Here is a 26,430-nt window from a genome sequence, read left to right on the forward strand (position 1 = left end):
GTCGACAGCAGGCCGCCGGGCGCAGGCTGGAACCATGAGCGTGGCCCCCTCCCGAGGCGCTCATGGTGCACTGCTGCCGTTGCTCGCGCCGATGCTCGCGGTGATCGGCCCGCCGCCCAGGCCGGAGACCGAGGCTGAGTACGCCTACGAAACGCTCTTCAACGGTGCCCGGGTCATCGCCCATCTGCCCGGGGACGGAAGCCTGCGGCTTCTGTCCCAGGCCGGGATGGACGTCACCGCCCAGTACCCCGAACTCAAGGCGCTGTCCGGCCTGCTGCCCGGACCACAGGCGGTCCTCGACGGAGAGATCATCACCCTCGACGGCGTGGGGCGGCCGTCGGTGGAGCGGTTGCAGCAACGGATGAGCCTGCACCACCCCGAGGCGGTCACCCACGCCCTCGAAGACCTGCCCGTCCGGCTGATGCTCTACCTCGGCGAACCGACCGTGCAGCTTCCCTACACCGCCCGCCGCGACCTCCTCGACGACCTCGCCCTGACTGGTCCCGGCATCACGGTGCCCGCGGCCTGGCCTGCACTCGCCGCCCAGGCCATGGAACAGGGCTTCGACGGCGTCGTCGCCAAACGCCTCACCAGCCCCTACCTGCCCGGCCGTCGCACCCGCGACTGGATCAAGATCAAGCACCTGGGGGCGTCGGGGAAGTAGCCCACGGGGTTTGTCCGGCCCCATGACGCCGGTGGTGGATGGTCAGGTCGCGTCCCGGGCCCGGCGGCGCGAGGCCGCCGGGCCCGGGATAGTGAAGAAACCGCCGGCCGCACCAGGGCCAGTCCTTCCAGCCCGGCCACCAGCTTGCCCCACACCCCCCGGTAGGAGCAGTCCTCGAACAGGGCCAGGTGAAAGTCGGTCCAGGGCGCGGTTTCGGTCTTGCGACCGGCCCGTCTCCCTGGACCGCTTCCCGAACCCGCCGTGCGGCTCACACCGCAACGGGCTCTCCACAGGTCCCGCTCAGGGCTCACTTGTTGAGCGTCATCCCGTGGCCGTCCAGGGGTTCGGGATCGCTGTGCCCCGGTACTGGTAGCGGGTTGTGCCTACCTTCTCGGGGTTGAACAGCGCTCTGTCGTCTCCGGTTGGCCATCCTCTGTGGTCGCAGAAGCGCCGGTAGAGGTCCTTCCAGGTGATACGGCGGTGTTTGCGGCGCAACCACCGGATGACCTGTTCCCGCGCGTAGTGCGCCAGGTATCCGAAGGTCGCGCTGGACACGCCGGGTTGGAAGAAGGCGCACCAGCCCCGCAGCATCTGGTTGAGCCGGATGAGCAGGGTGTCGAGCGGCTGGCTCGTGTCCATCTCCCGGCACCACGTCTTGACCTTGGCCATCACGGCCTTGAGGGCCTTGCGTGAGGGGTAGGTATAGACGTAGCACCGGTCGGTGCCCCGTTTGCGGTGGCGCTGGATGTGCCACCCGAGGAAGTCCAACCCGTCGTCGATATGGGTGACCAGGGTCTTCTCCTGTGAGAGACGCAGGCCCATCCTGGTGGACAGGACTTCTGCGATCTCCTCCCGCAGCGCCTCCGCGTCGGCCCTGGTGCCCGAGACCATCAGGCACCAGTCGTCGGCGAAACGGACCAACCGGTGGTTCGGCTGCCCGTGACGGCGGCGCTTTGCGCGCTCCACCTGGCTGGACGCGGGACCTCCCGGGCCCTGGGCGATGTGCTCGTCCAGGACCGACAGGGCCACGTTGCTGAGGAGCGGCGACAAGATCGAACCCTGAGGGGTTCCGGCGTTGTTCTCCCGCAGCACGCGGTCCTCGCCGAGGATGCCCGCCTTGAGGAACGCCTTCACCAGTGCCAGGACGCGGTTGTCCCCGACTCGTCTGCGCACCCGGTCCATAAGGGCTGGATGCGAGATTTCGTCGAAGCATGCCTTGATGTCTCCCTCGACGATCCACTCGTATGAGCGGGAGGAGAGGTAGCGCACCTCGGCCACCGCGTCATGGACCCGGCGCATCGGGCGGAACCCGTAGGAACACGGGAGGAAATCCGCCTCGAACACCGGCTCCAGCACCAGCTTCAAGGATGCCTGGACCACCCGGTCCCGGATGGTTGCGATCCCCAGACGGCGCGGCTTGCCGTTCGCCTTGGGAATCATCCTCTCCCGGACCGGCTGGGGTCGGAAGCTGCGGTCCTTCAAAGAGGCCCGCAGCCCGTCGAGGAACTCCTCGACGCCCACTTCCCTGATGACCGACACCGCTGTGCGGCCGTCCACCCCGGCGGTCCTGGCACCCTTGTTGCCCTGTACCCGGTCCCACGCGACCAGGAGGAACGCGGGGTCAGCGACAAGGTTGTAAAGATCATCAAACCTGCGATGCGGATCATCACGAGCCCAGCGGTGCAGCTTGGTCCGGATCCCCAGTACCCGGATCTCCGCCCCGAACAGGGCAGACTCCAGCTCGTCGGTGTTCACCGGCGACAACCTCCCAGCCTTCCAGCCCTTCAGCCACTGACCTGCTGTCCCCCTTCGCCATGTACGCACCTCTCGTGCGCTCGGACTACTACGAGGACTCCGCCCCATCCCACGGCCCCCAGTCGGCAACGGACCTGCCCACTTCCCAGGCTGGCTGCCGGGGCCGCGGGCGACCGCGGATGGTTCCAACGTTCCCTACGCCTCGATCGGCCAAGTAGACGTCCAGCTCTACCCCGGCAGCCTCGCCATGCCTACGCCGCAGACCTTCGGCATGGCCTCCCCACCGACCTCGCTCCTCGGCTTCGGAGTTGACCGACGCCCACGGCGTCGGTCACGCACTGCTGACCGGCCCAGATCCGCCAGGTTCGAGCCGGCACTTCGCTTACGGGGCTTCAACCACTGATTCGCTTCCGCTACACCTCTTGGCCTCGCTCGCCGAACCCGGCCGTCTGGCAGTGCCGGTCCGTCCCGGCTTTGTCAGGGCTGCTTCCCGCCCTCCCCGGCGATCCCCGGGTCAGACTGCCCTCAGCTTCGATCAGGCCGCTGCGACGGCCTAACGGCAGGGTCCTTTCACCCCCGCTCGAACACGTAGAACCTCGTTGCGCACTGCGAGGACGAAGTAGACCACCACCCGCGACGGCAGCAGCCGCAGCCGGCGCTCCCGCGTCCCGGTCTCCTCCAGCACCGCGTCCACCAGCGCGAAGTCCACGACCTGCGTCAGCTCGCCCACGTGCCCGGGCGCGTACACACCCCCGGCCACCTCGATCGTTCGCGTGATGACAGACTTCTCCCGCAACGGGACTCCCGATGATCGCCTTGCCTCAGCAACAAGTTGATCTATCAGGACGTCCCGTTGCGTCATTCACCAGGGCTTGACCTGCCGCTCAAGACTCAAACGCAACGGTGTTGGAGTTGATGTCCTCGGTCGATCACCGTTGGGTGCGGTTCGTTTCGAGGGACGATGCTGATCAGGCGGTGAGGTTGTAGTTCTCCTGGCCGGGGGCGGGGTAGAGGCGTTCGTGCTCGTGGGCACTGTGGAAGCGCCAGTAGGCGTCGAGGTCGCCGTTGGCGACGAGGGTGCGGAGTCGGAGGACGGCTTCGGCTCCGGGCAGGCCCCAGCGGGCACCGGTAATGTCGAGGCGGTCGGCGATCAGGTGGCGGCAGGCACCCTCGACCGCGCCCGTGGCTATCGGCCACCCGTTGGCGAGAGCGGTGTCGTAGCGGAGCTGGTCGAGGTGGCCGGTCAGGTAGCGGTGGCAGGCGTCGACGGTCTCGCGCCGGGTGGCCGGCAGTCCTTCCCGGTCGGCATCGGCGGTCATCTCGGCGGCGGTGCGGGCCACGTGGCCTGCGAGGATCGCGGTCAGGTGGTCGGCTGCCCAGGCTTCGGCCTCGGTGGTGCCGGGCTTGTGGAAGGCGTGGGCGGCGGCCCAGACGTACTCGGCGACGTGCACGAAGTCCAGCAGGACGTGCACCGTGACGTCGCGTCGGGCGGTCTCGGCGGTGATCAGGTCGAGTTGGTGGCGAGCGCCGTCGACCAGGACGATCCACGGCCGCAGATGCTTCGGGTCGCGGGCGTCGGCCTGGTCGAAAGCGTCGGCGATGACCTGCTCGGGCGGGCGGACCAGGGAGGCGGTGCACCACTTGCTCTCCGCCCTCGGCCCCGGACGGACGGGACGTTCGCCGCTGCGGCCGCCGGGCGGGTGGATCACGTCGTGGGGGCGTCTGGGGGCCGGGCGGGTGTCGAAGACGCAGGCCACGGTCGCCATCCGCTTGCGGTTCGGTTTCTCGCCCGGCGCGAGCCAGCCGCGATGCCCGCCCGCGGCAGCGGCTTTCACGGCGGCCCGGCGGGTGGCCTCGCGCAGAGCCTCGGGGCGCATGACCACGCCCTTGCCGTCGACCTGGAGGACCAGCGGCATCTGTCGGCTGCACGGAACGGGGATCTGGGCCCGGTAGAACGCGTCGACGTCGATGGCCGCGGCGATCACGAGCTCTTCCAGCCGCCGCTTGCCGAGCACCTTCCCGCAGCGGCGCGTCACCGCATCGTGGGCCTGGTCGAACGAGCCGCGCACGGCCTCTGTGACCGCGAGCCGGCGCAGGCCCAGCGAGTGGCGGCCCGCGGGCAGCGACAGCTCCTCGTCGGCGGGGTGGACGTTGCCCACGCCGGGGCCCCGGTGCGCGACCCGGGTGAAGCGGACCAGCCCGAACAGGCTGGCCAGCCAGCGCGCGTGGCCCGTCTCCCGCCATGGCCGCACCCGTCCCTCCGGCCCCACCACGACCAGGCCGGCACCGGCGCGGACCTGTTCCTCCTCCCGCAGGGCGCGCAGGTCCAGGTGGTCCTGCAGCAGCTGCCGTAACAGCTCCCGCCCGGCCGCGTCGAGGTGTTCCTCCAGCTCAGCGTGGGTCCACGCGCTCGCCTGGTCACCCGACAGGGTGCCCATCAGCGTCTCGAAGGCGTTGACCGAGCAGGCAAAGGGGTCAGCGGTGGCATGAGTGTCGTACTGTTCCATCTCCGGGGCTCTTCTCGTCCTGCATCCGACACGGTTGGCACCTTCGAATGTAGGCGGAAGAGCCCTTCTGTTAAAGGGAGTTGGACGTGACAGCCGTCCGGCGGCGGGCCGGGGTGAACAGTCCCGGGGCGTCCTCGTCCAGCCAGCCCCGTTCCACCAGCCGCTTCAGTTTCGACCGCGTGCCCTCGATCTTCCCGACCTCGGCCGCAAGCCCGATCCTGGGGACGATCTGCTTGGCCCGGACCGGACCCGGCGCATCCGCCACCACCTCCACGATGTCCCGATACACCCCGGGCAGGACGTCCGCCCCCATGCCGGGCTGCCACTTCGGCACCGTCAGCACCCCGATCACCTGCCGCTCGGCCCCCGCATACGCCGACACCACCCGCTCGCCGGGAGGCGACTCCCGGGCATCGACCGTTGCCGCAGGCATCTCCGGCGTCATCTCGGCGAGCACTTCCGCGACCGTCTCCCGCGCGATCCGCAGCCGCCCTAGGCCCTCCCGAGCCAGCTCCAACTTGCCGGACACCGCAGCGAGTTCAGCCTCCAGCTCCTCCACCCGGGCCCGGGTAGCCGCCTCGCGGGCCTCCAACTCCTCGAACAATGAACCCATCAGCAATCCTCCTCCACCATCACGGTAGGGATGAACAGCCGCGAACACAGCCCAGATGGAGCTTGGATGTCGGCGGCAGGGACTAATGTCCGTGCCTGCCGTCGATAGGAGAGCCGTGAACACGCACATGGACTGGTCGGAAGTCCGCGAACGCGTCATCGCTGTGGAGGAGGCCGAGCGTCGAGCCCACGGCCGTGCACCGTCTCGATACCCGACGTTCGAACCTGTCCTGACTCCCGCCGAGATCGCCGAGGTCGAAGCACAGTTCGGTGTCACGCTCCCCGACGAGTACCGCACGTTTCTGGCAGAGGTCGGGGCCGGCGGCCCCGGACCGGCACTCCAACTCACGTCGTTGCGCCGAATCGACGGGAAGTGGGGCTGGCTCTGGGACAACGTCCCAGACCATCCCTGGCTGCTTGACCCCAGCGGGCCGTTCGTCGAGACGGAAGACTGGGCTGACCAGCAGATGGCAACCCTTCGCGCCGCCGGGCACGAACCCACCACCCGAGACGAAGACGACGACTATCTGGACGACTACCGCAAGGTCTTCGGCGACGCCGGCGACGAACTCTGGCACCTGGAACGCGGCCGAGGTGCGATCCACATCAGCGACAACGGATGCGGGATGACCGGCTGGCTCATCGTCGTCGGCCCACACCGCGGGGAACTCCGCGACCGGGACTGCGCGGTCAACCCGCCCTTCGAGCCGTACGTCGATGCAAAGGGAATCCGCCACACCTTCCGCACCTGGTACCTCGAGTGGCTTGAGCAACGCGAGAGGGCAGCTCGGTGATCAAGAGCTGGTGACCCTGGCCCGCCCCACGCACAGCGGCCTACTCAACCCTTCCCTTCAAAGGAACTGCACCCTTCTCAGCTTCATGCGCAAACTGGCCTCCAGTGGTTCCAGGCGGTAGCAAGAACGCTCCCGCGCATGAGTAGCCGACCACACCGGTCGGCTCCGGTGAGCCTGGCGTCCCCCTGACCTCACGGTCAAGAGATCCGACATCTCCAATTCCCCTTTAGACAAACGGAATTGACGACTTGCACCTTGCACGACAGAGCAGCCCCCGGCCTTCAATAAACCGCCACTGAGGATGGGCGCGACTCAGCACCGAGAAGGCAGCGGCTAGCCCGATCCGCGCGCTCGCCCTCGATGGCCTCAGCCAGGGCCATCTCCAGCGCCTCGCACCGGCCGCGGATCTCCCCGCCGATCTGGAGCAGAGCCACCCGGGCCCGGAACGCGGCAGCAGCCCTGCGCCGGTCCCGATAGGCCGCCTGCCTGCACGAACCCGGACGCTGCGGCGCAGGGGCTGGACCGGCTGCGGTCCGGAGCTCGGGCCCGGGCGCAGCGGCGCATCCACGTTGTCCAAGCCGATTCGGCAAGGACACCAGGTTCTGGACCACCGCCGCTCCCGCTCACTTCAGAAAGACGAAGATGGCTGCGAGCGGACCGTAGGCAACCGCAAGCGCGCAGAGGAGCCGCTTCCACTCGAAGGACCAGTTGAGCAGGGCCTGCCCCTCGCTGGTGCTGCCCCCCTGCGCCTGGAGCGCATTGAGGTGGGCTTCTCGGAGCAGCCGAAACGCCCTTTGGTGGGTCGAATAGCCAGTGAAGGCTCCCAGCAGTGAACTACCGAACGCGACCGAACTAATCGGGCGGCCGTCTCTCAACTTGATGGTCAGGCCGTCGTGCACGGTCACTTCCTCGACATCGGTCCAAGCGACGGTCGAGGTCACGAGAAAATTCGTGATCGACACATGGTCGTCAGTGCTGCGGATGGCAGAATCCCATCCAAGCGCCCAGAGGAAGACGGTCAGACCGGCGACCGCGAACGCCGCCGCTGGCTCCTCGTCCAGCGGACCTATGATCAAAACCGCACACACGTAGAACGCGATCCCCGCAGCGACGGGAAGCCACACGTACGCGGGTCGCCGAATCACCTTGGCCTGCAACCAGAACCACCCCCAAACAGCAGATCCTTTCCGCTGGTGGACACGGGGTCAAGATCACGCAAGGTGAGTCGGGCGGCGGCAACGCTGCATTTCAGGATCGGATATTTCGTCCCTACAGTTTCTGCCCGAGACAATAAGCGTCACCACCGAGTCGCTCCTCTCAGGTTCGACGTGAGGCTTGGGTTCTGGAATGAGGTGACTGCACGCTTCTGCGTGTGGCAGCTGATCTTGTACCTGATGACCTGCGGGAACGCGTGGCTCCGTTGCTCCCGCCTCGCCCACCGCTAGGTAGAGCCGCTAGGTAGAGCCGCTGCGACAGCTGGACTGCCTCAGAAGTCGTAGCAGGCGTAGGCGCCGTCGGGCCCGCGGGCGATTCTGTCCGAGCCCCAGCAGTGAAGCATTGGCCCAACGCGGTACAGGGCGGCGCCACCGGCCAGCAGGACGAGAACGGCGAGCACGGCGGTCACGATCCGCATGGCCGTCATCCGCCGTACGAGCCACCAGGCCCCGGCGACCGCGAGCGTCCCCAGCACCAGCATGACGGCCGATATCGGGGCGGTGTTGTTCTGGATCCCGGGAAAGCGATCCGGGTGCGCGGCGTGTTGGACGGCGGCGAAGGCGAAGAAGAACAGCAGCAGCCCCAGCAGCAACAGTCCGACGGAGCTGACCCCGCGGCCGACGGCCCGGCCCCGGCTCTGCGGGCCGCCGGGCCCCTCGACGGCGTCCGCGCGCACGAGCCGACGGTCGAGGACCGCCCGCAGCCGGTCCACGTCCTCCGGGTCCGCCACGGCCCGCTTGGGCAGGACGACGACGCCGACGGCGGACTTGTCGGCGCTGAGAAGCACGAACAGCTCCGGGGTCTCGGCGTAGCGCGGGTAGAGGTGCCAGTCAAGGATGGCCGAGCTGTGCGCGGTGGTGAGCCGGATCCCGGTGTCGTCGACCGTCCCGCGGATGTCCCCCTGCCGTTCGGCGAGCCGGTGGAGCTGGCGCGCCTGCAGCCACGGCACCGCAGTCATGAAGACGGCGAAGACCACCAGCCCCGCATACAGCGGCCACGGTGTGTCACGGCGGCCGGAGCCGGCCGCCGACAGCAGGGCACCGACGGCCGCGACCGCCACCGTCCAGACCAGCGCCCGGCGCTGAAAGCGTCCCGCGCCGGTGCTCCTCGCACGTGCTCGCAGCGCGGACGCCAAGTCGCCGACGGACGGCCGGTAGGCCAGCTCCACCGGTCTCTCCGCGACCGCGTCCGTCGTTTCCCGGCCCTCGGCCATGTCCCCTCCCTGGTTCGATGATCAACCGGATCGTAGAGGCTTTCTCAGCCGCTGCGCCGATGGACAACCCGAACCGTCCACCCGCTATCCCGATCGGCACCAACATGACCTGGCGATTCGTCAAAAACGTCAGCGCAACATCGGCAACCACTGGCAGCAGCAGACACCCAGCCGCCCCCCATCTCAGCCAGAGCTATCAACACCCCACACCACTGACACATCCACGCCGAAAAATCACTGACAAACCAGCACACATCATCGCTGAGGTCGGTGTCACGAAAGCGTTCCCGCTGGGCAGGTGGGTCCACCAACAGCGCCGCGCATACCGTGCCGGCGAACTCGACGACCACCGCAAGAAGCAACTGGACGCCGAAGGCATGGTCTGGGAACCAGGCGACGAAGCATGGGAGACGAAACTCGCCGCACTCCGCTCATACCACCGCCACCACGGACACCTAGCCCCCCGCCAGGACGCCGTGTGGGGCGAGGAAGACAACGACCTGGTCCCGGTCGGACAGTTGATCGCCAACCTCCGCAGGAGGGGCGGCCTGGGAAAGGACGCCGAGCAGGCCGAACACCGCGCCGTGCAGCTCGCCGCGGTGGACAAGGACTGGGCGTGCCCCTGGCCGCTGGACTGGCAACGCCACTATCGGGTGCTCGCCGACGGGGTGCTGCCGGCCATCGAGCCGGGCGTGCTCTTCGAAGGCGACGACCTCGGCAAATGGCTCGCACAACAACGGAAGCCACACACCTGGGCGCAGCTGACCGACGAGCAGCAGGAACGGCTGACCAAGCTCGGCGTACAGCCCGCCCAGGCCCCGTCTCCCACCCCGGCGGCGTCGCCGACGGCGAAGCAGTCGAGCAAGGCCCAGCAGGCGTTCCAACGGGGTCTGGCCGCCCTGGCCCAGTGGGTGGAGCGGGAAGGCACTGCTCGACCGGTACCGCACGGCCACAGCGAGACGATCACGGTCGACGGCGAGACGGAGCCGGTCATCGTGAAGCTGGGCGTATGGATCTCCAACACCAAATCGAGGCGGGACAAGCTCACCGCCGCCCAGCTCACCGCCCTCGCAGAGCTCGGCATCCACTGGGCGCAGTAGCGGATATGGCAGAGCTCTCGGGGTCGCCTCCAGGTGTGGTGGCGGCTCGCGCCGGGGGCTTCTGAGGGTGGCCAGCCCGTGAAGTGGATCGTTCTGGTGGACCCTGGATGTCCTCGCGGCCGGCCACAGCGGCGTGTGCCGCGTACGACGCCGCCGTGGCCCTGCTACCGCTTCTCCGGCACAGCCCGGACGGGCAAGGGGGAGGAATCGGCCCGCGTCAGAATGCGGGCTTTTGCCGTGCCAACTCGTAGATGCCTACCCGGACGTCGTCGTCATCGGCGTCCTGGGCGCCCTCCAGGGCGGACGAGTCGCACCCTGCCGGAAAATAGCGGGGAAAGGCCCCTCGGACCCAGCCGAGAACGTCCCCCGCGCGCCTCCGGCGGGGCCTTCGCGCTGCTCCGCTCCCAGCGGCGGCCCCCCAGAACGGCGGCTTCGGCAAAGCCGTGGACACGACCACCTGGGACCTCATCACATATGGCCTGACCTGCGCATTTACCCCCAGATACCTAAGATGGACATGCACGGGCGACGGCGTGGAAGCAGCGTCGGCTGCTTCGGTGACATCTACTCACAAACATGCTCAGGACGGCCCAGGGAGGGTGCTTCATGACCGAGTCCGGCAACCCCAATCAGCCCGCGAACGTGAACGAGTACACCGGCAGTCACATCCAAGTACTCCAGGGCCACGAGGCGATACGCAGGCGCCCCGGCATGTACATCGGCTCGACCGGCGAGCGCGGCCTGCATCAACTGGTGTACGAGGTCGTCTCGTACGCCGTCGACGAGCACCTTGCCGGCCACGCCGACTCCATCGACGTCACGATCACCGCGGACGGCGGCGTTCGCGTCGCGGACAACGGGCGGGGCCTGCTCGTCGAGGTGGAGGAGCCCACCGGCAAGTCGGCCATCGAACGCGAACTCGCGGAGCTGTCCTTCGGCTCCAAGCCCCACACCGGCTACGGGGTCTCCGGCGGCCTGAGCGGCCTGGGCCTGTGTGTGGTCAACGCGCTGTCGAGCCGTCTCACGGTCGAGATCCACCGAGACGGCCATCGTTGGACCCAGGAGTACGAGAAGGGCACCCCGATCACTCCCTTGACGAGGAACGAGGAGACGAGCGAACACGGCACCGCAATTGCGTTCTTGCCCGACGCCGACATCTTCGACACCACCCGGTACTCGTTCGCCACGCTGTCGAAGCGCCTCCAGGAACTTGCCTTCCTCAACGGGGGCCTGGCCGTCTCACTCACCGACGAGCGTCCGGAGCGGCCGGTCCGCTACCACCACGCGGACGGCCTTCGGGCCTACGTCGCCCACCTCAACCCCTACCCCCCGAGTCTCGTCCACTCCCCCGCCATCGGCTTCGAGTCGGAGAACGAGGACAAGACGATCTTCGTACAGGTCGCCATGCAGTGGAACACCTGGCCCCCGGGAGAGCTCCACTCCTTCGCGAACAGCACCCGCACCCATGAGGGCGGCGCCCACGAACAGGGCTTCCGTACCGCGCTCACAGACCTCGTCAACCATTACGCGCGCCGTCAGCGGCAGATATCCGCAGACGACGAGGACATCACCGCCGAAGCCATCCACGAGGGCCTGACCGCGGTCGTCTCCGTAAAGCTCGCCCATCCAGTCTTCGAGGGCTCCACCAGGACCAGGCTCAGCAATCCCGAAGCAGACGCCTACGTCCAAGAAGTCGTCCACCAACACCTCACCGACTGGCTGGACCACAACCCGAACGAAGCCGCGGCCATCATCCGCCACATACGCAATGCCGCTACCGAACGCGGGAAGGAGTGACGAAGGACTTCCCGCTGGCGAGGAGAAACACCTGGAGGTCGCTGTCACGGGCAGCGACCCAATCACCGGGACACTGCACACGAACGGATGGATCGCGGGCGGCGCCGCCACCGCGCTCACCGACCTCGGTATCCAGTGGGCCGTGCGGTGAATGCCGAGACGGGCAGTTGTCGACTGCCTGTAGAGCTCGGCTACTCCGCCTTGGTCTTGGCGAGGTAGAGCACCGCGTAGCGGGGGTCTGTACAGCGAACGGCTCTGTCCCGTAATCGGCTCTGGCTCACATCCGGTGGTGACTGAAAGTCACGGCGGCGACGAATAGGCCATCGATCACGAAGCCGCAGGTCCGTGCACCACAGCGGTCGTTCCCTGGGGCCGACCGATCGGCCCGGCGTCTGTCCGTGAGAGTCCGGCGCGACAAGCTCAGCGCCCCCGATGCGCTGCCATCCGCTTCAAAGCATCGAGGTCAGAGCACCAGCCGCACTCTCTGCAAGGTAGAGATACCCCATACTCACGATCCGTCACCACCGAATGTGAGCCAGAGCCGGTTACCGTACAGACCCCGTCCCCGGCGGGGAGGTAGAGCACGCTGGGCGTGCGGAAGAAGAAAAAGTCGAGCGCGGAAGGTGGCCGGCCCCACTGCACGGCTTTCCGCTCGGCCAGTGGACCGCCGACGCCCGCCGCTTCCACGCCCGCGGGAACATGGACGCCGACCGCGTCGTCCAGCTGGAGAAGCTCGGCATGATCTGGTCCCACTACGACATCGCCTGGGAAGAGGGCCTCGCAGCGGCGCGCGGGTGGGCCGCCGAGGCGGGCCACCTCCTGGCCCCACTCGACGCCACGTTCCAGGGGTACAAGGTCGGCATCTGGCTAAAGAACGCCCGCGCCGCCACCCGACGTGCCCTGGAGCTCGAGCAGTACCAGGCCGAAGGGCTGCCGGTTCAGTCGTGGTCCGGGGCGCTGTCGCCGGAGCGGCGCGAGCAGCTGGAGGACATCGACCCGTCCTGGTGCCCGGCCTGGCCCGTCACCTGGCAACGCGCCTTCCACCTCACACGACACCACCTCGACACAGGCGGTGAGCTGCCCACCACGGCGGGCGACGTCGTACGCCAGGGCGAGGATCTCGGGCGGTGGGTCACGTCCGTCCGGCTCGGATGGGACCAACTCACCGGGGTGCAGCAGTGGATGTGCGAACACATCCTCGGCATCCAACCCGCCACCGAGGACGAAAAACCCAAACCACGCACCAGCCAGGCACAGAAATGGGCACTCCACCTCACCGCCGCCACGCAGTACTACCAACGCGAGGGACACCTTCGAGTGCCCCGCAAGCACGTCGAGACGATCACCATCGACCACCGGGGCGACGGCGAGGACCAGGAGCAGCGTGATCTCCGGCTGGGTGCCTGGGTGAGCAACCAACGCTCGAGGTCCGCCACACTCACACCCGAACGAATCGAACAACTCTCCGCGGTTGGGATGCGGTGGACGTAGGCGAAGGCGCTGCTTTCCTCCTGCTCTTTGCGCTCACGCTCGGCCTGTTCGGCCTCGCGCGCGGCCTCGAAGCCGCGCTTGCAGCCAGCGCGCTTGAACCTTTCAACCAGCCGCTGTGGACGATCCGCATTCCCCAGGCGAAAGTTCACGTAATTCCCCAGGTGCTCGTGGGGAGACGCCTAGGTTGGGGCCAGGGTCAGTCCCACCAGAGCACGACGAGCAGGTGGCGCTTTGCTGCGTCGAGGTAGAAGTCCCGCAGGGCGTTGAAGTGCTTCAGCAAGTACTCGCGCGGTCCGCCGATGATGTGGTCGGCCCCGTGGCCGATCAGGTATCCGGCTTCGCGGTCGTCGGTGGGCAGGGCGGCCAGGAGGGAGTGCATGTCGATCTGGTCGAGCAGCTCGGAGACACGCGCCGCTTTAGCGCTGGACAGAGCCGTAGGGACAGGCCCGAACGGGCCGATGGCGTGAGGGTGCGTATTGAGGAAGCCCAGGTCGACAGCGGTGTCGCCGTCGGTGGCCTGGCGGAGAGCGTCGAGGCGAACCTCATCGAGCCCGGACACCTCGCCCAGGCGTGCAAGCAAGGCCGGCGCCCAGTCCAGGTCCAGCACGTCCGATGCCGGCGGATCCCAGCGAGGATCACCGTCTGGTGACACGCTGGCTGACTGGCGGCAGGCGGCGAGATACTCCGCCGGAATGCGGGCGAGCTGCTGGGTGACGGCCATGATGGCAGTATCTCGGCGACGTCCACCGGATTCTCTGGCGCTCGCTTGGCGAGGGTGGGACGGGCCAAGGCGCCTGGCGGTTGGGGTGAAGCCCCGGCAGGGCGGGCGTGATGCCTGCGCCCTGCCGGGACGGGGTGGGTCGTCAGTCGGCCAGGCCGACGACGTTGATCTCGGCAGCCGTGGTCCACGGGTTGCCGTTTACTTCGCTGAGCGCGCGCAGCCGGACGTAGTGCGCGCTGACCGGGGTGAAGCAGGCCTCCTGTTCCGCGGAGGTGTTGGCCCAGGTTCCGGTGGCGACCGGGTTGCCCCAGTTGGTGCCGTCCTTGCTGGTGTACACCTCGTACTTGGCGATGCGGCCGTTGGCACCGTTCTGGCGTGGCAGGTAGGTCAGGCAGGACGCGGTGTGGTCGCCGCCGAGGTTGAGCTGGATCTCGTGCGGCATCGGTGCGGCGGTGCCGGACCACTTGGTGTGCCAGATGGTGTCCGGGTTGCCGTCGACGGCGTTGGTGGCCGGGGCGTTCTCGCCGACGGTCTCCTCGCTGTCCGCGAAGGCCACCGTCACGGGCAGGTTCGGCGGGCGGACCTTTACCTGGATGGTCTTCGTGACCACGTCACCGGCTGCCTGGGCGACCCGGACGGTGACCGGGTAGGTGCCGTCGGGGGTACCGGCCGGAGCGCTGACGTGGATGGTCACATCGTGGGCGGTAGGAATCGTGTCGGAATGGACGTCGTCGAACTCCGTCTCGCGCGGGTCCACGGTGAGCTGCTCCGGCGCGCTGACCTTGATCGAGGCAGCGGTGTCACTGGGTGCGGTGAGGAGGGTGGAGACGGTCAGGTCGGTGCCGGAATCGCCAGGGTGCACGATCGGCTTGGCCGGGGACACCGCGACCACGGCACGGCGCTGAAGGTCCGGCACGGTGTCGAGGGCGGGCGGCGCGTCGGCGGATTCAGTGCCCCAGTCCGAGTGCGTGGCACCGACGGTGAAGGAGAGGTCCTCGCCCGCGCGGATGTCCTCGGTCGTGATGTAGGTGTTCTGCAGCTTCTTGCCGCCGAGCTCGGCGGTCTGGATGTAGCGGTCCGTGGCGGTGGTGCCGGGGGCGGTGATGGTCATCGAGCCCTGGGGGTAGTACTGCTTGTCCAGGGTGAGGTCGACCCGGTCGAAGACCGGCGTGGACAGCCCCCACATGTCGGTGCCCGGCATCACCGGGTAGATGCCGATCGAGGAGAGCACGTGCCACGACGACATCTCGCCGAGGTCGTCGTTGCCCGTGACGCCGTTCGGCGCGTTCGTGAACAGGGTGAGCGCGGCGTGCACCACGTCGGTGGTCTTCCACGGCTGCCCGGTGGACAGGTAGGTGTACGGGGCGCCGAGGTCGGGCTCGTTCTGCGGGTTGTACTTGTCCGCGTTGTAGTACCCGTACGCGCTGTTGACCCACACGTTGCGGGCCGTGCCCGCCGGGTCCTTCAGCAGCTTGTCGTAGGCGAAGAAGGAGTCCAGTCGGGCGTTCGCCGCCTCCTTGCCCCCGATCAGGTCGACCATGCCGGGCACGTCCTGCGGAACCAGCCACATGTACTGCCACGCGGAACCCTCGTGGAAACCGGGGCTCACCTTCGGATCGGCCGAGCCGACAAACATGCCGTCGGTGCCGCGGGGGCGGAAGAAGCCGGTACGCCGGTCGAAGATGTTGCGGTAGTTCTGGCCCCGGGCCAGGTACCGGTGTGCGTCAGCCACATGGCCGAGGTCCTTGGCCATCCCGCCGAGGGCGGCGTCCGCGAGCGCGTACTCCAGGGTCGCGGAGGCACCGTGCCGGAAGTCGTTGTCGCCCGGCTTCTGCGGCCGAGCCTCGTCCTCGGGGACGTATCCGTCAGCGAGGTACTCCTGGTTGGCCTGGCGTACGGCGGACGGCGAGGACGCCGGCGGAACCGTGTCCGCGTGCTTCTTCAGCGTCTGGTACGCCTCCTCCTCGTGTCCCTTGAGCAGGCCCTGCCGGTAGGCGTTGACAAGGAAGGGAGTGACCGGGTCGCCCGTCATGATGTTCGTCTCGACGGTGGCGTAGCCCCAGCGCGGCAGATGTCCGCTGTCGTCCGCGACCCGCAGCAGCGAAAGCGCCATGTCCCGCGACTCGGCCGGTGCCAGCAGCGACAGCATTTGCTGCTGGGTGCGGTAGGTGTCCCACAGCGACCAGTTCTGGTAGTACGTGAACCCGTCGGCGGAGTGCGTCTTCTGGTCCCAGCCCCGGTAGCGGCCGTCCACGTCGCTGCCAATGCTCGGCGTCAGGAAGGAGCGGTACAGCGAGGAGTAGAACGTCCGCTGCTGCTCATCGCTGCCACCCTGTACCCGGACCTCCCCGAGCCGGTCCTGCCATGCCTGCTTCGCCGCGGCCGCCTTCTCGTCGAAGGTGCCCCCGCCCTCGGCCGCCAGGTTCTTCGCGGCGCCGTCGGCCCCCACCCAGGACACCGAGGTGACCGCGGTGACCTTCTGGTTCTGCGTCGTGTCGAACCGCACATAGGCGCCGCCGCGCCCCGTGGAGGTGGACGAACCGCTGCCCGCGGTCACGGTGTTCCCGTTCCAGGTGCCATACGACGTGAACGGCCGGTCGAACCGCGTCTCGGTGTACACCGTGCGCGGCTGGGTGTCCTTGCCGCAGAAGCTGCGGCTGGTGATCGCCGTGACCACCGTACGGTCGTCCACCACGGTCACCGTGTTGCGGATGGTTGTGGTCAGCGCCTGGCCGGAGTTGAGCAGCACATTGGCCTGATCGGTGGCCGGGAAGGCGTAGCGCTGCCAGCCGGTCCGGTCGGTGGCGCTCAGCTCGGCGGTGATCCCGGTGCCGAGCTTCACCTTGTAGTAGCCCGGCGATGCGGTCTCGTCGGCGTGGCTGAACGGCGCCGCGTAGCTCGCGTTGTCGGTGGACGTGATGGCACCGGTGGTGGGCAGCACCGGAAGGTCCCCGCCCAGCCCGCAGCCCACACCCGACAGGTGCACGGCGCTGAACCCGCGGATACGGTTGTGGTCCCAGTTGTAGCCGGTGCTGTGTCCGGTGTCGGGCGACAGCTGCACCATCCCGAACGGCATTGAAGCCCCGGGGAACGTGTTTCCCTCATGCTGCGAGCCGATGAACGGGTTAACCAGGTGGGTGAGGTCACTGGTGTCCCCAGCGGCTTCAGCAGCCCCCGTAGACAACGTTGTCATAGTGCCTGCGAGAAGAGCGGCGACTGCTGCCACCGCCATCGCTCGCAAGCGTTGAGTTCTTGATGCCATGTGATTCCGCCTCAGATGGAGAACGTGGTCGCAGCTCCAGAGATGCCCAAGGACCAGGGGGCTTGGAGGTGGGGGAACAACGTGCGACTCAGGTAGCGAGATTCTTGGCCCAAACGGTCTTCGGTGTCAATGCAGGCGAGGCCGGCTGTCTTCCGCCGGACTGCACCTTGCTCGACAGGGGGTTGGTGTTGCCCGATGTGCGCGCGGCGTCGGTTGGGTGACGGGGGCGCCCGTTGCCGCTGCAACTGAACCCATCGCCGCATCCGAGCGGCATGCGGGAATTCAAGGACGTCCGCCGCGCGCCCGGAGCGCGCACGACAGGGATGCGCCTACTTGGTGAGCGGAGCCAGCTTGGGATCGTTGGCGTACGCCTCGGCCGCGTTGGCCTTGGTCACGATCACCGGCGGGAGCAGGTAGGACGGGACGACCTTGACGCCGTTGTTGTACGACTTGGAGTCGTTGACCTGCGGCGTACCACCGCTCTGCAGCGACTTGATCATCTTGATGGTGTCCGCGACCAGCTTGCGGGTGTCCTTGTTGATGGTGGAGTACTGCTCGCCGGCCATGATGGACTTGACCGACTCGGCCTCCGAGTCCTGGCCGGTGACGACCGGCAGCGGCTTGCCCGCACCCTTGACCGAGGTGAGGATCGCCCGGGCGAGGGTGTCGTTCGGCGAGAGGACACCGTCGAGGGTCTTGCCCCCGCTGTAGGTCGAGGTCAGCAGCGAGTCCATGCGCTGCTGGGCGTTCTCGCCCTTCCAGCCCTGGACGGCGGTCTGCTTGACATCGGCCTGGCCGGAGCCGACCACGACGTCGCCCTTGTCGATGTACGGCTTGAGGACATCCATCGCGCCGTTGAAGAACACGCCGGCGTTGTTGTCGTCCGGCGAGCCGGAGAACAGCTCGATGTTCCACGGCCTGGTCGGCTTCTTCGCCTTCATGCCGTCCAGCAGCGCCCGGCCCTGCAGCTGGCCGACCTTGAAGTTGTCGTACGCGATGTAGTAGTCGATGTCCGGCGTGTTGGTGAGGAGGCGGTCGTAGGCGATGACGATCGCACCGGCCTCCTTGGCCTGCTTCACCTGGGTCGAGAGCTGCGCGGCGTCGGTCGCGCCGATGACGATGACCTTCGCACCCTTGGTGACCATGGTGGAGATCTGGGCCTGCTGGTCGGCGACGGTGGTCGACGCGCCCGCGTACTGCACATCGGCCTTGAAGCCCGCGTCCTTGAGGCCGTTGACGAACTGGTCGCCGGCGAGGACCCAGTTCTCCGAGGTCTTGGACGGCAGCGCGACACCGATGAGGGAGTTGGCCGCGAAGCCCTTGGCGGGGGCGCTGTCTCCGCCCTCGCCCTGGCGTTCGTTGGAGCAGGCGGTGGCGCCGAGCGCCAGTACGGCCGCTGCACCGACCGTCAGTGCCTTGGTGAGGATTCTGCGCATCGTGGAATACCTTTCATGGGCTGCAGGAGGTGAGTCCCGCGGGGGATGTTCGCCGGGGTGTGCGTCGTGCGGTGCGTCAGCCGACGGCCGGGGCCTTGGAGCTGTCGCCGTGTGGGGCGGTCCGGGCTGCCGCGGACGCTGTCTCCTGTCGGCGGAAGGGCCGCGTGAGCGAGCCGATGACCGAGAAGTGGCCCTGGCTCTTGTTGTAGACGTCGAGCGCGACGGCCAGCAGCAGCACCAGGCCCTTGATGATCTGCACGAGGTCCACGCCGACGCCCATGAGCTGCAGGCCGTTGTTGAGCAGCGCCATGACTAGGCCGCCGACGATCGAGCCGCTGATGGTGCCCAGGCCGCCGGACACCGCGGCCCCGCCGATGAACACTGCCGCGATCGCGTCGAGTTCCCAGCTCAGTCCGTCCTGAGGGCCGGAGGCGGCCGACCGGGCCACGAAGATCATGCCTGCCAAGGCGGCGAGGACCGACATGTTCATCATGACGAAGAAGTTGACCCGCTTGAGCTTCACACCTGACAGCTCCGCGGCGCGCGCGTTGCCGCCGACCGCGTAGATGCGCCTGCCGCCAACGGTGTTGCGGGTGTAGAACGAGTAAGCCAGTACCAGGACGATCAGGATGATGCCCGACACCGGGAGGCTCGTGCCGACCCGGCCGCCCGCGAAGCGCAGCGTGGCGAAGACGATGACGCCCACCATCACGACGAGCCGCACACCGGAGATCCACAGCGGCACCTGCCGTGCACCCATCTCCTGCCGGGTGCTCCGGGCACGCCACTCCCGCCACACCACTGCGGCGCAGGCGATGGCGCCCAGCAGCAGGGTCGGGTTGTTGTAGCCGGTGCTGAGGCCGAACTCGGGCAGGTAGCCCGCGCCGATCGTGCGGAAGCCCTCGGGGATGGGGACGGTGTCCGCGTTGCCTATGAACTGGTTGCCGCCGCGGAACACCAGCATGCCCGCCAGCGTGACGATGAACGCGGGGACGCCGATGTAGGCCACCCAGAAGCCCTGCCAGGCGCCGATGACCGCGCCGACCGCCAGGCCGAGCAGGATCGCGGCCGGCCACGGCAGGTCGTAGTTCTGCATCGCCTTGGCGACGACGATCCCGGTGAACGCCGCGACGGAGCCGACCGACAGGTCGATGTGCCCGGCGACGATCACCATCAGCATCCCGATGGCCAGGATGAGGATGTACGAGTACTGGCTCACGACCGCGATGAGGTTGCCCGACGTCAGCGTGAGGCCGTTGGTCAGGACCTGGAACAGCAGGATGATCGCCACCAGGGTGAAGATCATGCCGAACTGGCGGCTGATGGAGGTGGTGCCCCCGAAGAGGTTCTTCTTGAGGTCTTGGTATCCGCTCATGACACCGGTGTTTTCTTGGTAGTGGTCATCTGCTTCATGAGGAGTTCGGGATCGGCCTCGGCGCGCGTGACCTCGCCGGTGATGGCTCCCTCGAACACGGTGTAGATGCGGTCGCACAGGCCGATCAGCTCGGGCAGTTCGGAGGAGATAACGACGACCCCCTTGCCTTGCGCGGCAAGCCGCTGGATGATCCCGTAGATCTCGAACTTGGCGCCGACGTCAATGCCGCGCGTCGGCTCGTCGAGGATCAGCAGGTCCGGGTCGGTGAACATCCACTTGGCCAGGACGACCTTCTGCTGATTGCCACCGGAGAGCTTGGCGACGCCTTCGTCGACCGTCGGTGTCTTGATCCTCAAGTCACGGCGGTACTCCTCGGCGACGCGGTGCTTGGCGGCCTCGTCGATGACGCCGTACCGCGCGACCTTCGCGGGCTTGGCGGCCACGATGGAGGTCTTGATGTCGTCGAGGAGGTTGAGACCGATCGCCTTTCGGTCCTCGCTCACGTACGCCAGGCCGTGCCTGATCGCGTCGGAGACCGACTTCAGCTGAATCTCCTCACCGTTCAGGTAGATGTGGCCTCCCTGCCAGACCCCGTAGGACCGGCCGAACAGGCTCATAGCAAGCTCGGTGCGCCCGGCCCCCATCAGGCCGGCGAATCCGACGATCTCGCCGCGGCGCACGGTGAAGCTGGACCCCTTGCACACCAGGCGCTCGGTGGAGATCGGGTGACGCACCGTCCAGTCGCGGACCTCGAAGAACACCTCACTGATGTCGGGGGTGTGCTCGGGAAATCGGCTGCTGAGTTCGCGTCCGACCATGCCGCGCACGATCCGGTCCTCGTTGACTCCGCCGGCCCGTACGTCGAGCGTCTCGATGGTCCGCCCGTCGCGCAGGATCGTGATCGAGTCGGCGACCGCCTCGATCTCGTTGAGCTTGTGCGAGATGATGATCGAGGTGATGCCCTGCCGCTTGAACTCGCACAGCAGGTCGAGCAGATGGCGGGAGTCGTCCTCGTTGAGCGCGGCGGTCGGCTCGTCGAGGATCAGCAGCTTCACGTCCTTCGCGAACGCCTTGGCGATCTCGACGAGTTGTTGCTTGCCGACGCCGATGTCCTTGATGAGCGTGTCGGGGTCCTCTTTGAGGCCCACCTGCTCCATGAGCTCCAGGACGCGGCGCTGGGCGCTCTTCCAGTCGATGGCACCGCGCTTGCGCGGTTCGTTGCCGAGGAAGACGTTCTCGGTGATCGACATGTCGGGAACCAGGGCCAGTTCCTGGTGGATGATGACGATGCCCGCGTGCTCGCTGGCCCGGATGTCGCCGAAGCGGACCTCCTCGCCCCGGTAGAGGATCTCGCCGCTGTAGGCGCCGTGCGGGTACACCCCGCTGAGCACCTTCATCAGCGTCGACTTCCCAGCGCCGTTCTCCCCGCAGATGGCGTGGATCTCGCCCTCGCGCACCACCAGGTTGACCTCGGCCAGGGCGGTCACGCCCGGGAAGGTCTTGGTGATTGAGCGCATCTCGAGCAAAACCTGGGCGGCGCTCATGACAGGGGCTCCGCGCCGTGCGGCCCGCCTGGACCGGGCCGGCCCGGTCCAGGCGGGGCAAACGATGACGTTGGCATCAACTTCTCCGAAGGTCTTTTCTCGCGTCCGGGCCACTTCATGTGCCGCAGCGACGTCTGGTGGCGAGGACTGTAAATCCATTTGCTTTACTTAGTCAACGCCCCGGTGCAGACTGACGCTTGGCGGGCGAACAGGAAGGACCTCCAGTGCGACAAGCAGGCACGAATCTGCCCAAGGTGGGGCGGTACAACCGGGCGGTGGTGCTCGAGCAGATCCAACTCAGCGACGGCATCAGCAGGCTGGAGATCGCCCAGCACACCGGCCTGACCGCGCAGAGCGTGTCCGGGATCGTCCGTAAGCTGATCGACGAGGGCATCGTCCGCGAGGACGGCGCCAGCCGGGTGAGCAAGGCGGGGAAGCCCCGCACCACGCTGCGGATCAACGCCGACGCGGGCAGCGCGGTGGGACTGCACTTCGACCCAGCCGAGCTCGCGTGCGTCGTGGTGGACCTCCTTGGTGAGCCCCTGGCCACCAAGCGTGTCCCGACACCGGCGGGCGCCGTCCCGGCCGACAGCGTCGCCGCGATGGCCGACCTGGTCGCGGACGTACTGGAGCAAGCGGCCGTGCCGCGCGAGCGCGTCCTCGGCCTCGGCCTGGCCTGCCCCGGCCCGATCGACCTGGAGCACGGCATTGTCGTCGCGCCGCCCCAGCTGGCGCACTGGAACCGCGTCCCTATCAAGCAGATGCTCAGTGAAGCCACAGGCCTGGCCGTCACGCTGGACAACGACTCCACCGCCGCCGCGGTCGGCGAACGGTGGGCGGGCGCCGGGCGAGGAGCCGTGAACTTCGCGTACTTCTTCTTCGGCACCGGTATCGGCGGCGGTCTGGTCCTCAACCACCAGGTCTACCGGGGTGGGTCGTTCAACGCCGCCGAGTTCGGCCACCAGACGGTGCTGCTCGACGGCCCGGAATGCTACTGCGGCAACCGGGGCTGCCTGGAGACCCTCGTGAGCCCGGCCGCGATCGTCGCCGAGACGCACCGCAGGCTCGGCGCCGGCGGTGAGAGTTCGCTGGCCGAACGGTTCGGCGCCGACCCAGCCCTGGTCGACAACGCCGCAATCAACGACGCGGTGGCGGCCGGTGATCCACTGGCCGCCGCAGTCCTCGACCAAGCGGCACGTTACGTCTCATCCGTGGTCGTCAACGTCGTCAACGCCACCGATGTGGACCTCGTCGTCCTGGGCGGCCACGGAATCCGGAACGTCGAGAAGCTCTTCGTCGACACCGCCCAGTCCGCCGTGTCCACGAGGGCGATGTCCCGGCACATCCGGGTGGTCGACGTGACGATGTCGCCGCTGGGCGCCGACGCCGCGGTCGTGGGTGCCGCGGCGCTCGTCCTCCACACCACCTATTCGCCGCAGCTGTCGGCGCTCCTCTCGGACTGATCCCCATGGAAAGGACACTCATGGCCCAGGAAGTCGTGCTCGCGGTGGACATCGGGGGCACCAAGATCAGTGCGGGCCTGGTCGACGCACAGGGGCAGGTGTACCGGCACGCCGAGGTCGCCACACCCATCCCCGGCTCCCTACTCAACGACGCACTTCGCGGGCTGCTCACGTCCGTGGTGGACACCACGGCACCCAGGGCCGTCGGACTGGCGTGCGCGGGGCCGGTGGATCCACCGCGCGGCACCGTGAGTCCGGTCAACATCCCGGCCTGGCGGGACTTCCCGCTGATCGACCTGGTCCGCGACATCGTGCCCGGTGCTCCGGTCGACCTCGTGGGCGACGCGATCGCCGCCGCGCTGGGCGAACATTGGCTCGGCGCCGGACAGGGCATAGCCTCGATGCTCGGCATCGTCGTGTCCACGGGTGTCGGCGGCGGCCTCGTGCTCAACGGGGTGGCGTACGCCGGTCCCAGCGGCAACGCGGGCCACATCGGCCACGTGGTGGTCGACCCCGCCGGACCGCAGTGCACCTGCGGTGCGACCGGCTGTGTCGAGGCGTACGCCAGTGGCCCGTCCATGGTGCGCTGGGCCCGCGAGCAGGGCTGGACCGGGCCCGACGCCCGCGCGCTCGCCGCCGACGCGGCCCGCGGTGAGGCCGTGGCCGTCGCCGCGTTCGACCGCGGTGCCCGGGCGCTGGCACGTGGCATCGTCGGAACCGCGACGCTGTGCGACGTCGACCGGGTCGTGATCGGCGGCGGGGTGGCGGCCGCCGGCCCGGTCCTGTTCGAGCCACTGCGGAAACACCTGGCAGACTCGACCACCCTGGATTTCGTCCGGCGCGTGACCGTGAAACCGTCCACCCTGGGCCGGCACGGCGGCCTGCTCGGCGCCGCACGCACCGCTCTCCTCGCACCTGTGGTCGACACCGCGTCGCGCCCATGACCGACGCCGCGCCGCACAGCCCCAAGTCGCGCTCAACGCCTTGAGCATCGCCTGAATCACCCACGGGGTCGCGCCCCCTCCCCGAACGGCGGGGCCGGCCCCGCCCACCGATCTCCGCATATCCCTGACCCCACCCGACAACCGAGGCGGACATGAGCGAACTGCTCCGACTGCACAACCCGGTCCGGCCCTACGACTGGGGCTCACACACGGTTCTTGCCGACCTTCTCGGCCGCCCGAGCCCGACGGCGGGCCCCGAGGCAGAGCTCTGGATCGGGGCGCACCCGGGCGCCCCGTCCATCCTCCCCGACGGCAGGTCGCTGCTGACGGCGGTCACCGACGCCCCTCGGCCCATGATCGGTCCGGGCACCGACCGGCTCCCGTTCCTGCTGAAGGTTCTCGCGGTCGAGCGGCCGCTCTCCATCCAGGTGCACCCGGACGCCGGCCAAGCCCGCGACGGGTACGAGCGCGATGAACGCACGGGACTCGCTCCTGGCGACCCGAAGCGCAGCTACCACGATTCCTGGCCCAAGCCCGAACTCCTCTACGCGCTCACCGCGTTCGAGGCGCTGTGCGGGTTCGCCGAGCCCGAACAGGCCGCATCCCTGCTGACCTCGACCGGTGGTACACGGCTGCGCCGGGTGGCCGATGTCCTGGTCAGTGGCGGGCCTTGCGCAGCGGTCACGCTGCTGGGCCGCTGGCCCGAGGACGACCGCGCCGCGCTGGTGGACGAGGTACGCACCAGCCGCGCGGACATCCCCGAACTCGTGTGGGCCCGGCGGCTGGCAGAGCTGTACCCCGACGACCCCGGCGTCGTCACCTCGCTGCTCATGAACCTGGTGACGTTGGCACCCGGTCAGGCGCTGTTCGCCCGCCCCCGCACCCTCCACGCCTATCTGCGCGGTACCGGCGTGGAGATCATGGCGAACTCCGACAACGTCCTGCGCGGCGGCCTGACGGCCAAGCACATCGACCTCGCCGAACTCCAGGCCGTCACCGATTTCGCTCCCTCGACGCCCGAAGTGGTGCAGGCGGTGGAACTGCCCAACGGGGAGGACCTGTACCCCACCCCGGCGGCCCAGTTCCAGCTCACCAGAATCCGCGGCGATGTCAAGGTCCGCGCTCCCGGCCCGGGCGCGCTGCTGTGCATCGAGGGCGAACTCACCGCCGAACGCGGGTCGGCTCGCGAGACCCTGCGCCGAGGCGAGGTGCTCTTCGTTCCCGCAACGGGCGGCCCCCTGCGCGTGACCGGATCCGGGCTCGCGTTCCGCGCCTCGATCCCGTCCTGACCGCATCCTGTACGACACCCGACCGGGCTGCCGCATGCGAGAAGCCGGCCACCCGGCAGCGGTTCGAGGCAGCTGCGACGAACTGGCAGCCCGTTGGCTCGCACGGCAGGCCCGCGACTGGGCGCAACTCAACCCGGAACAGCAACAGCGGCTCGCGGCCTTGGGCGTGAAACCGGCTGCACGGCCCCAGAAGACCGCAGCGCAAACCAACACGAAGGCTGGGGCAACGAAGGGCGCCGACGCGTTCACACGGGGCGTAGCAGCCCTCGCTCAGTACATCCAACGCGAGGAGAAGACCGTCGTCGGAAGGCAGCACGTCGAAGAGCTCCCCGACGGCACCTCCGTACGACTCGGCGTCTTCCTCAGCAACCAAAAAAGCCGACGCCACCGCCTCACCGACCAACAACTCGCAGCCCTCGCCAACCTCGGACTGGAGTGGGCGTAGAAAGAATCGCTGCTGTCCGTCGTCGTGAACATCCGCAGCGTGTCGGCAGTGGTGTGCCTCCCGAACTGCTGTCTAAACGCTGCTCCCTGTCGCGTACAAAGCCACGCGGCTGTCAATTCAAGGTCGTACGCAAGCCACAGGGGTCAATCAGCCCACGGGCAACACTGCAGGCCACCAGCCAGGAATGCCACCCCGAGGGGGTGCATGACCCGCGTGGTCACGGCTGAGATCGGATCACCGCGACGCAGCACAGCGCTGCGAGGGCCAGCTCCGGAGGCCAGGCGCCCCGTTGCGGGGCCACCAAAACGGTAATGGGGTGTCTGCACAATAGCTTTGACCAACCGTCAGACCGCGAAGGGCCGCGCCATGGATGACGCCTCCCCGCACCAGCGGTGGACGCCCCGCACCACCCCGGCCGACGGCGGCGAGCAGGGCCGCGCAGCCCGCATCCGGGCCACCGCGGCGACGGCCGCCACCCGCGTCCACGAGCAGGCGGTGAAGGCCGCCATGGCCGGCCTCCACGGACAACTCAAGGACCGTCCCCCGGACATCCCACTCTTCCCCTCATCACCGTCCAGAACGGCGAACAACTCCACCTCACCGCAACAGGAATCCGCTACAACCTGAAGCCCACACCGTAGAAAGCGACGCCGACCGCCCCGGCCTCAACCTTCGGCACCCAACCCCCTGCTACCACAGCCCTGACCAGCGACAACACACACCGTGCTGTACCGACCGGTAACCAGCTGGCCAGCACCATCACCAAAATCGTCAGCACCAGATCGGCATCCATGACAGCACCC

At 68.1% G+C, this 26,430-nt stretch carries 21 protein-coding genes and 3 pseudogenes; 11 read left to right on the forward strand and 13 right to left on the reverse strand.

All coding sequences use genetic code 11. The annotated features are described in order from the left end of the window. Positions 1-34 precede the first annotated feature (34 nt). Positions 35-664 carry a hypothetical protein gene (locus OH809_RS00145; RefSeq protein ID WP_406415231.1) on the forward strand — a complete coding sequence of 210 codons (630 nt, stop codon included), beginning with the start codon at positions 35-37 and terminating at the stop codon, positions 662-664. Between the two features lie 321 nt (positions 665-985). Here the strand turns inward: OH809_RS00145 and ltrA are convergent, their stop codons facing one another. The 4 genes and pseudogenes from ltrA to OH809_RS00165 form a co-directional block, all read right to left on the reverse strand. Then, positions 986-2,419 carry a group II intron reverse transcriptase/maturase gene (gene ltrA / locus OH809_RS00150; RefSeq protein WP_406415233.1) on the reverse strand — a complete coding sequence of 478 codons (1,434 nt, stop codon included), beginning with the start codon at positions 2,417-2,419 and terminating at the stop codon, positions 986-988. Between the two features lie 604 nt (positions 2,420-3,023). Next, positions 3,024-3,215 (reverse strand): annotated as a pseudogene (locus OH809_RS00155) (transposase domain-containing protein); the annotation flags it as partial. 172 nt (positions 3,216-3,387) lie between these two features. Continuing rightward, the gene (locus OH809_RS00160) at positions 3,388-4,926 is read right to left on the reverse strand and encodes an ISKra4 family transposase (protein WP_406415235.1); all 1,539 of its coding nucleotides are present in this window, start codon (positions 4,924-4,926) and stop codon (positions 3,388-3,390) included. 70 nt (positions 4,927-4,996) lie between these two features. Continuing rightward, complete coding sequence (locus OH809_RS00165) at positions 4,997-5,539, reverse strand: hypothetical protein (protein ID WP_406415237.1); 543 nt, start codon at positions 5,537-5,539, stop codon at positions 4,997-4,999. Positions 5,540-5,654: 115 nt separating this feature from the next. On the opposite strand from OH809_RS00165, the gene OH809_RS00170 reads away from it, so the two are divergent. After that, the gene (locus OH809_RS00170; RefSeq protein WP_406415239.1) at positions 5,655-6,332 is read left to right on the forward strand and encodes an SMI1/KNR4 family protein; all 678 of its coding nucleotides are present in this window, start codon (positions 5,655-5,657) and stop codon (positions 6,330-6,332) included. A gap of 623 nt (positions 6,333-6,955) precedes the next feature. Here OH809_RS00170 and OH809_RS00175 read toward each other — a convergent pair. Together OH809_RS00175 and OH809_RS00180 are read right to left on the reverse strand one after the other, a co-directional pair. Next, on the reverse strand, positions 6,956-7,489 hold the full coding sequence (locus OH809_RS00175) for a hypothetical protein (protein ID WP_406415240.1): 534 nt from the start codon (positions 7,487-7,489) through the stop codon (positions 6,956-6,958). 329 nt (positions 7,490-7,818) lie between these two features. Continuing rightward, the gene (locus tag OH809_RS00180; protein WP_406415241.1) at positions 7,819-8,760 is read right to left on the reverse strand and encodes a YcxB family protein; all 942 of its coding nucleotides are present in this window, start codon (positions 8,758-8,760) and stop codon (positions 7,819-7,821) included. A gap of 260 nt (positions 8,761-9,020) precedes the next feature. On the opposite strand from OH809_RS00180, the pseudogene OH809_RS00185 reads away from it, so the two are divergent. The 4 genes and pseudogenes from OH809_RS00185 to OH809_RS00200 all read left to right on the forward strand — a co-directional run. Continuing rightward, positions 9,021-9,860: pseudogene (locus tag OH809_RS00185) on the forward strand (helicase associated domain-containing protein); the annotation flags it as partial. Between the two features lie 606 nt (positions 9,861-10,466). Beyond that, the gene (locus OH809_RS00190; RefSeq protein ID WP_406415243.1) at positions 10,467-11,657 is read left to right on the forward strand and encodes an ATP-binding protein; all 1,191 of its coding nucleotides are present in this window, start codon (positions 10,467-10,469) and stop codon (positions 11,655-11,657) included. Then, complete coding sequence (locus OH809_RS00195; RefSeq protein ID WP_406415244.1) at positions 11,629-11,808, forward strand: hypothetical protein; 180 nt, start codon at positions 11,629-11,631, stop codon at positions 11,806-11,808. Before OH809_RS00190 ends, OH809_RS00195 begins: the two co-directional genes overlap by 29 nt. A gap of 485 nt (positions 11,809-12,293) precedes the next feature. After that, the gene (locus OH809_RS00200; protein WP_406424619.1) at positions 12,294-13,148 is read left to right on the forward strand and encodes a helicase associated domain-containing protein; all 855 of its coding nucleotides are present in this window, start codon (positions 12,294-12,296) and stop codon (positions 13,146-13,148) included. A 196-nt stretch (positions 13,149-13,344) separates the two neighbouring features. On the opposite strand, the gene OH809_RS00205 is transcribed toward OH809_RS00200, so the two are convergent. The 6 genes and pseudogenes from OH809_RS00205 to mmsA form a co-directional block, all read right to left on the reverse strand. Further along, positions 13,345-13,869, reverse strand: a complete 525-nt coding sequence (locus OH809_RS00205) for a DUF1877 domain-containing protein (protein ID WP_406415246.1) — start codon at positions 13,867-13,869, stop codon at positions 13,345-13,347. Between the two features lie 142 nt (positions 13,870-14,011). Next, complete coding sequence (locus OH809_RS00210) at positions 14,012-14,785, reverse strand: discoidin domain-containing protein (protein WP_406424621.1); 774 nt, start codon at positions 14,783-14,785, stop codon at positions 14,012-14,014. Between the two features lie 6 nt (positions 14,786-14,791). After that, a pseudogene (locus OH809_RS00215) lies at positions 14,792-17,131 on the reverse strand (GH92 family glycosyl hydrolase); the annotation flags it as partial. A gap of 329 nt (positions 17,132-17,460) precedes the next feature. Beyond that, entirely contained in the window at positions 17,461-18,567 is a 1,107-nt protein-coding gene (locus OH809_RS00220) for a substrate-binding domain-containing protein (protein WP_406415248.1), read from the reverse strand. Positions 18,568-18,643: 76 nt separating this feature from the next. Further along, positions 18,644-19,942: a multiple monosaccharide ABC transporter permease gene (gene mmsB, locus OH809_RS00225; RefSeq protein WP_406415250.1), complete on the reverse strand. Its 1,299-nt coding sequence runs from the start codon at positions 19,940-19,942 to the stop codon at positions 18,644-18,646. After that, a complete protein-coding gene (mmsA, locus tag OH809_RS00230; protein ID WP_406415251.1) occupies positions 19,939-21,486 on the reverse strand; it encodes a multiple monosaccharide ABC transporter ATP-binding protein in 1,548 nt (515 codons plus the stop codon). Before mmsA ends, mmsB begins: the two co-directional genes overlap by 4 nt. 224 nt (positions 21,487-21,710) lie before the next feature. Between mmsA and OH809_RS00235 the strand changes: the two genes are divergently transcribed. From OH809_RS00235 to OH809_RS00255, 5 genes are all read left to right on the forward strand, one after another. Beyond that, positions 21,711-22,949, forward strand: coding sequence for an ROK family protein (locus OH809_RS00235; RefSeq protein ID WP_406415253.1), 1,239 nt, complete (start codon positions 21,711-21,713; stop codon positions 22,947-22,949). 20 nt (positions 22,950-22,969) lie between these two features. Continuing rightward, positions 22,970-23,893 (forward strand): ROK family protein, encoded by a 924-nt coding sequence (locus OH809_RS00240; protein WP_266992411.1) that lies wholly within the window; start codon positions 22,970-22,972, stop codon positions 23,891-23,893. 152 nt (positions 23,894-24,045) lie between these two features. After that, entirely contained in the window at positions 24,046-25,182 is a 1,137-nt protein-coding gene (gene manA / locus OH809_RS00245; protein ID WP_406415255.1) for a mannose-6-phosphate isomerase, class I, read from the forward strand. Positions 25,183-25,216: 34 nt separating this feature from the next. Next, a complete protein-coding gene (locus OH809_RS00250) occupies positions 25,217-25,627 on the forward strand; it encodes a hypothetical protein (protein WP_406415257.1) in 411 nt (136 codons plus the stop codon). A gap of 366 nt (positions 25,628-25,993) precedes the next feature. Then, positions 25,994-26,254: a hypothetical protein gene (locus OH809_RS00255; RefSeq protein WP_406514805.1), complete on the forward strand. Its 261-nt coding sequence runs from the start codon at positions 25,994-25,996 to the stop codon at positions 26,252-26,254. Here OH809_RS00255 and OH809_RS00260 read toward each other — a convergent pair. Further along, positions 26,244-26,420 (reverse strand): hypothetical protein, encoded by a 177-nt coding sequence (locus OH809_RS00260; RefSeq protein WP_406415260.1) that lies wholly within the window; start codon positions 26,418-26,420, stop codon positions 26,244-26,246. The two genes, OH809_RS00255 and OH809_RS00260, sit on opposite strands and share 11 nt — an antisense overlap. Positions 26,421-26,430: the final 10 nt, after the last annotated feature.

The sequence above is a fragment of the Streptomyces sp. NBC_00873 genome (genome assembly GCF_045207415.1).
Taxonomy (GTDB): Bacteria; Actinomycetota; Actinomycetes; order Streptomycetales; family Streptomycetaceae; genus Streptomyces.

Excerpts from the sequence above, each read along its gene's own strand:
- OH809_RS00180 (WP_406415241.1), bottom strand. The coding sequence starts at position 8,760 with ATGGCCGAGGGCCGGGAAACGACGGACGCGGTCGCGGAGAGACCGGTG.
- OH809_RS00195 (WP_406415244.1), top strand. The coding sequence starts at position 11,629 with ATGCCGCTACCGAACGCGGGAAGGAGTGACGAAGGACTTCCCGCTGGC.
- mmsB (WP_406415250.1), bottom strand. The coding sequence starts at position 19,942 with ATGAGCGGATACCAAGACCTCAAGAAGAACCTCTTCGGGGGCACCACC.
- OH809_RS00205 (WP_406415246.1), bottom strand. The coding sequence starts at position 13,869 with ATGGCCGTCACCCAGCAGCTCGCCCGCATTCCGGCGGAGTATCTCGCC.
- manA (WP_406415255.1), top strand. The coding sequence starts at position 24,046 with ATGAGCGAACTGCTCCGACTGCACAACCCGGTCCGGCCCTACGACTGG.
- OH809_RS00250 (WP_406415257.1), top strand. The coding sequence starts at position 25,217 with ATGCGAGAAGCCGGCCACCCGGCAGCGGTTCGAGGCAGCTGCGACGAA.
- OH809_RS00255 (WP_406514805.1), top strand. The coding sequence starts at position 25,994 with ATGGATGACGCCTCCCCGCACCAGCGGTGGACGCCCCGCACCACCCCG.
- OH809_RS00190 (WP_406415243.1), top strand. The coding sequence starts at position 10,467 with ATGACCGAGTCCGGCAACCCCAATCAGCCCGCGAACGTGAACGAGTAC.
- OH809_RS00220 (WP_406415248.1), bottom strand. The coding sequence starts at position 18,567 with ATGCGCAGAATCCTCACCAAGGCACTGACGGTCGGTGCAGCGGCCGTA.
- OH809_RS00260 (WP_406415260.1), bottom strand. The coding sequence starts at position 26,420 with ATGGATGCCGATCTGGTGCTGACGATTTTGGTGATGGTGCTGGCCAGC.
- OH809_RS00240 (WP_266992411.1), top strand. The coding sequence starts at position 22,970 with ATGGCCCAGGAAGTCGTGCTCGCGGTGGACATCGGGGGCACCAAGATC.
- OH809_RS00165 (WP_406415237.1), bottom strand. The coding sequence starts at position 5,539 with ATGGGTTCATTGTTCGAGGAGTTGGAGGCCCGCGAGGCGGCTACCCGG.
- mmsA (WP_406415251.1), bottom strand. The coding sequence starts at position 21,486 with ATGAGCGCCGCCCAGGTTTTGCTCGAGATGCGCTCAATCACCAAGACC.
- OH809_RS00160 (WP_406415235.1), bottom strand. The coding sequence starts at position 4,926 with ATGGAACAGTACGACACTCATGCCACCGCTGACCCCTTTGCCTGCTCG.
- OH809_RS00145 (WP_406415231.1), top strand. The coding sequence starts at position 35 with ATGAGCGTGGCCCCCTCCCGAGGCGCTCATGGTGCACTGCTGCCGTTG.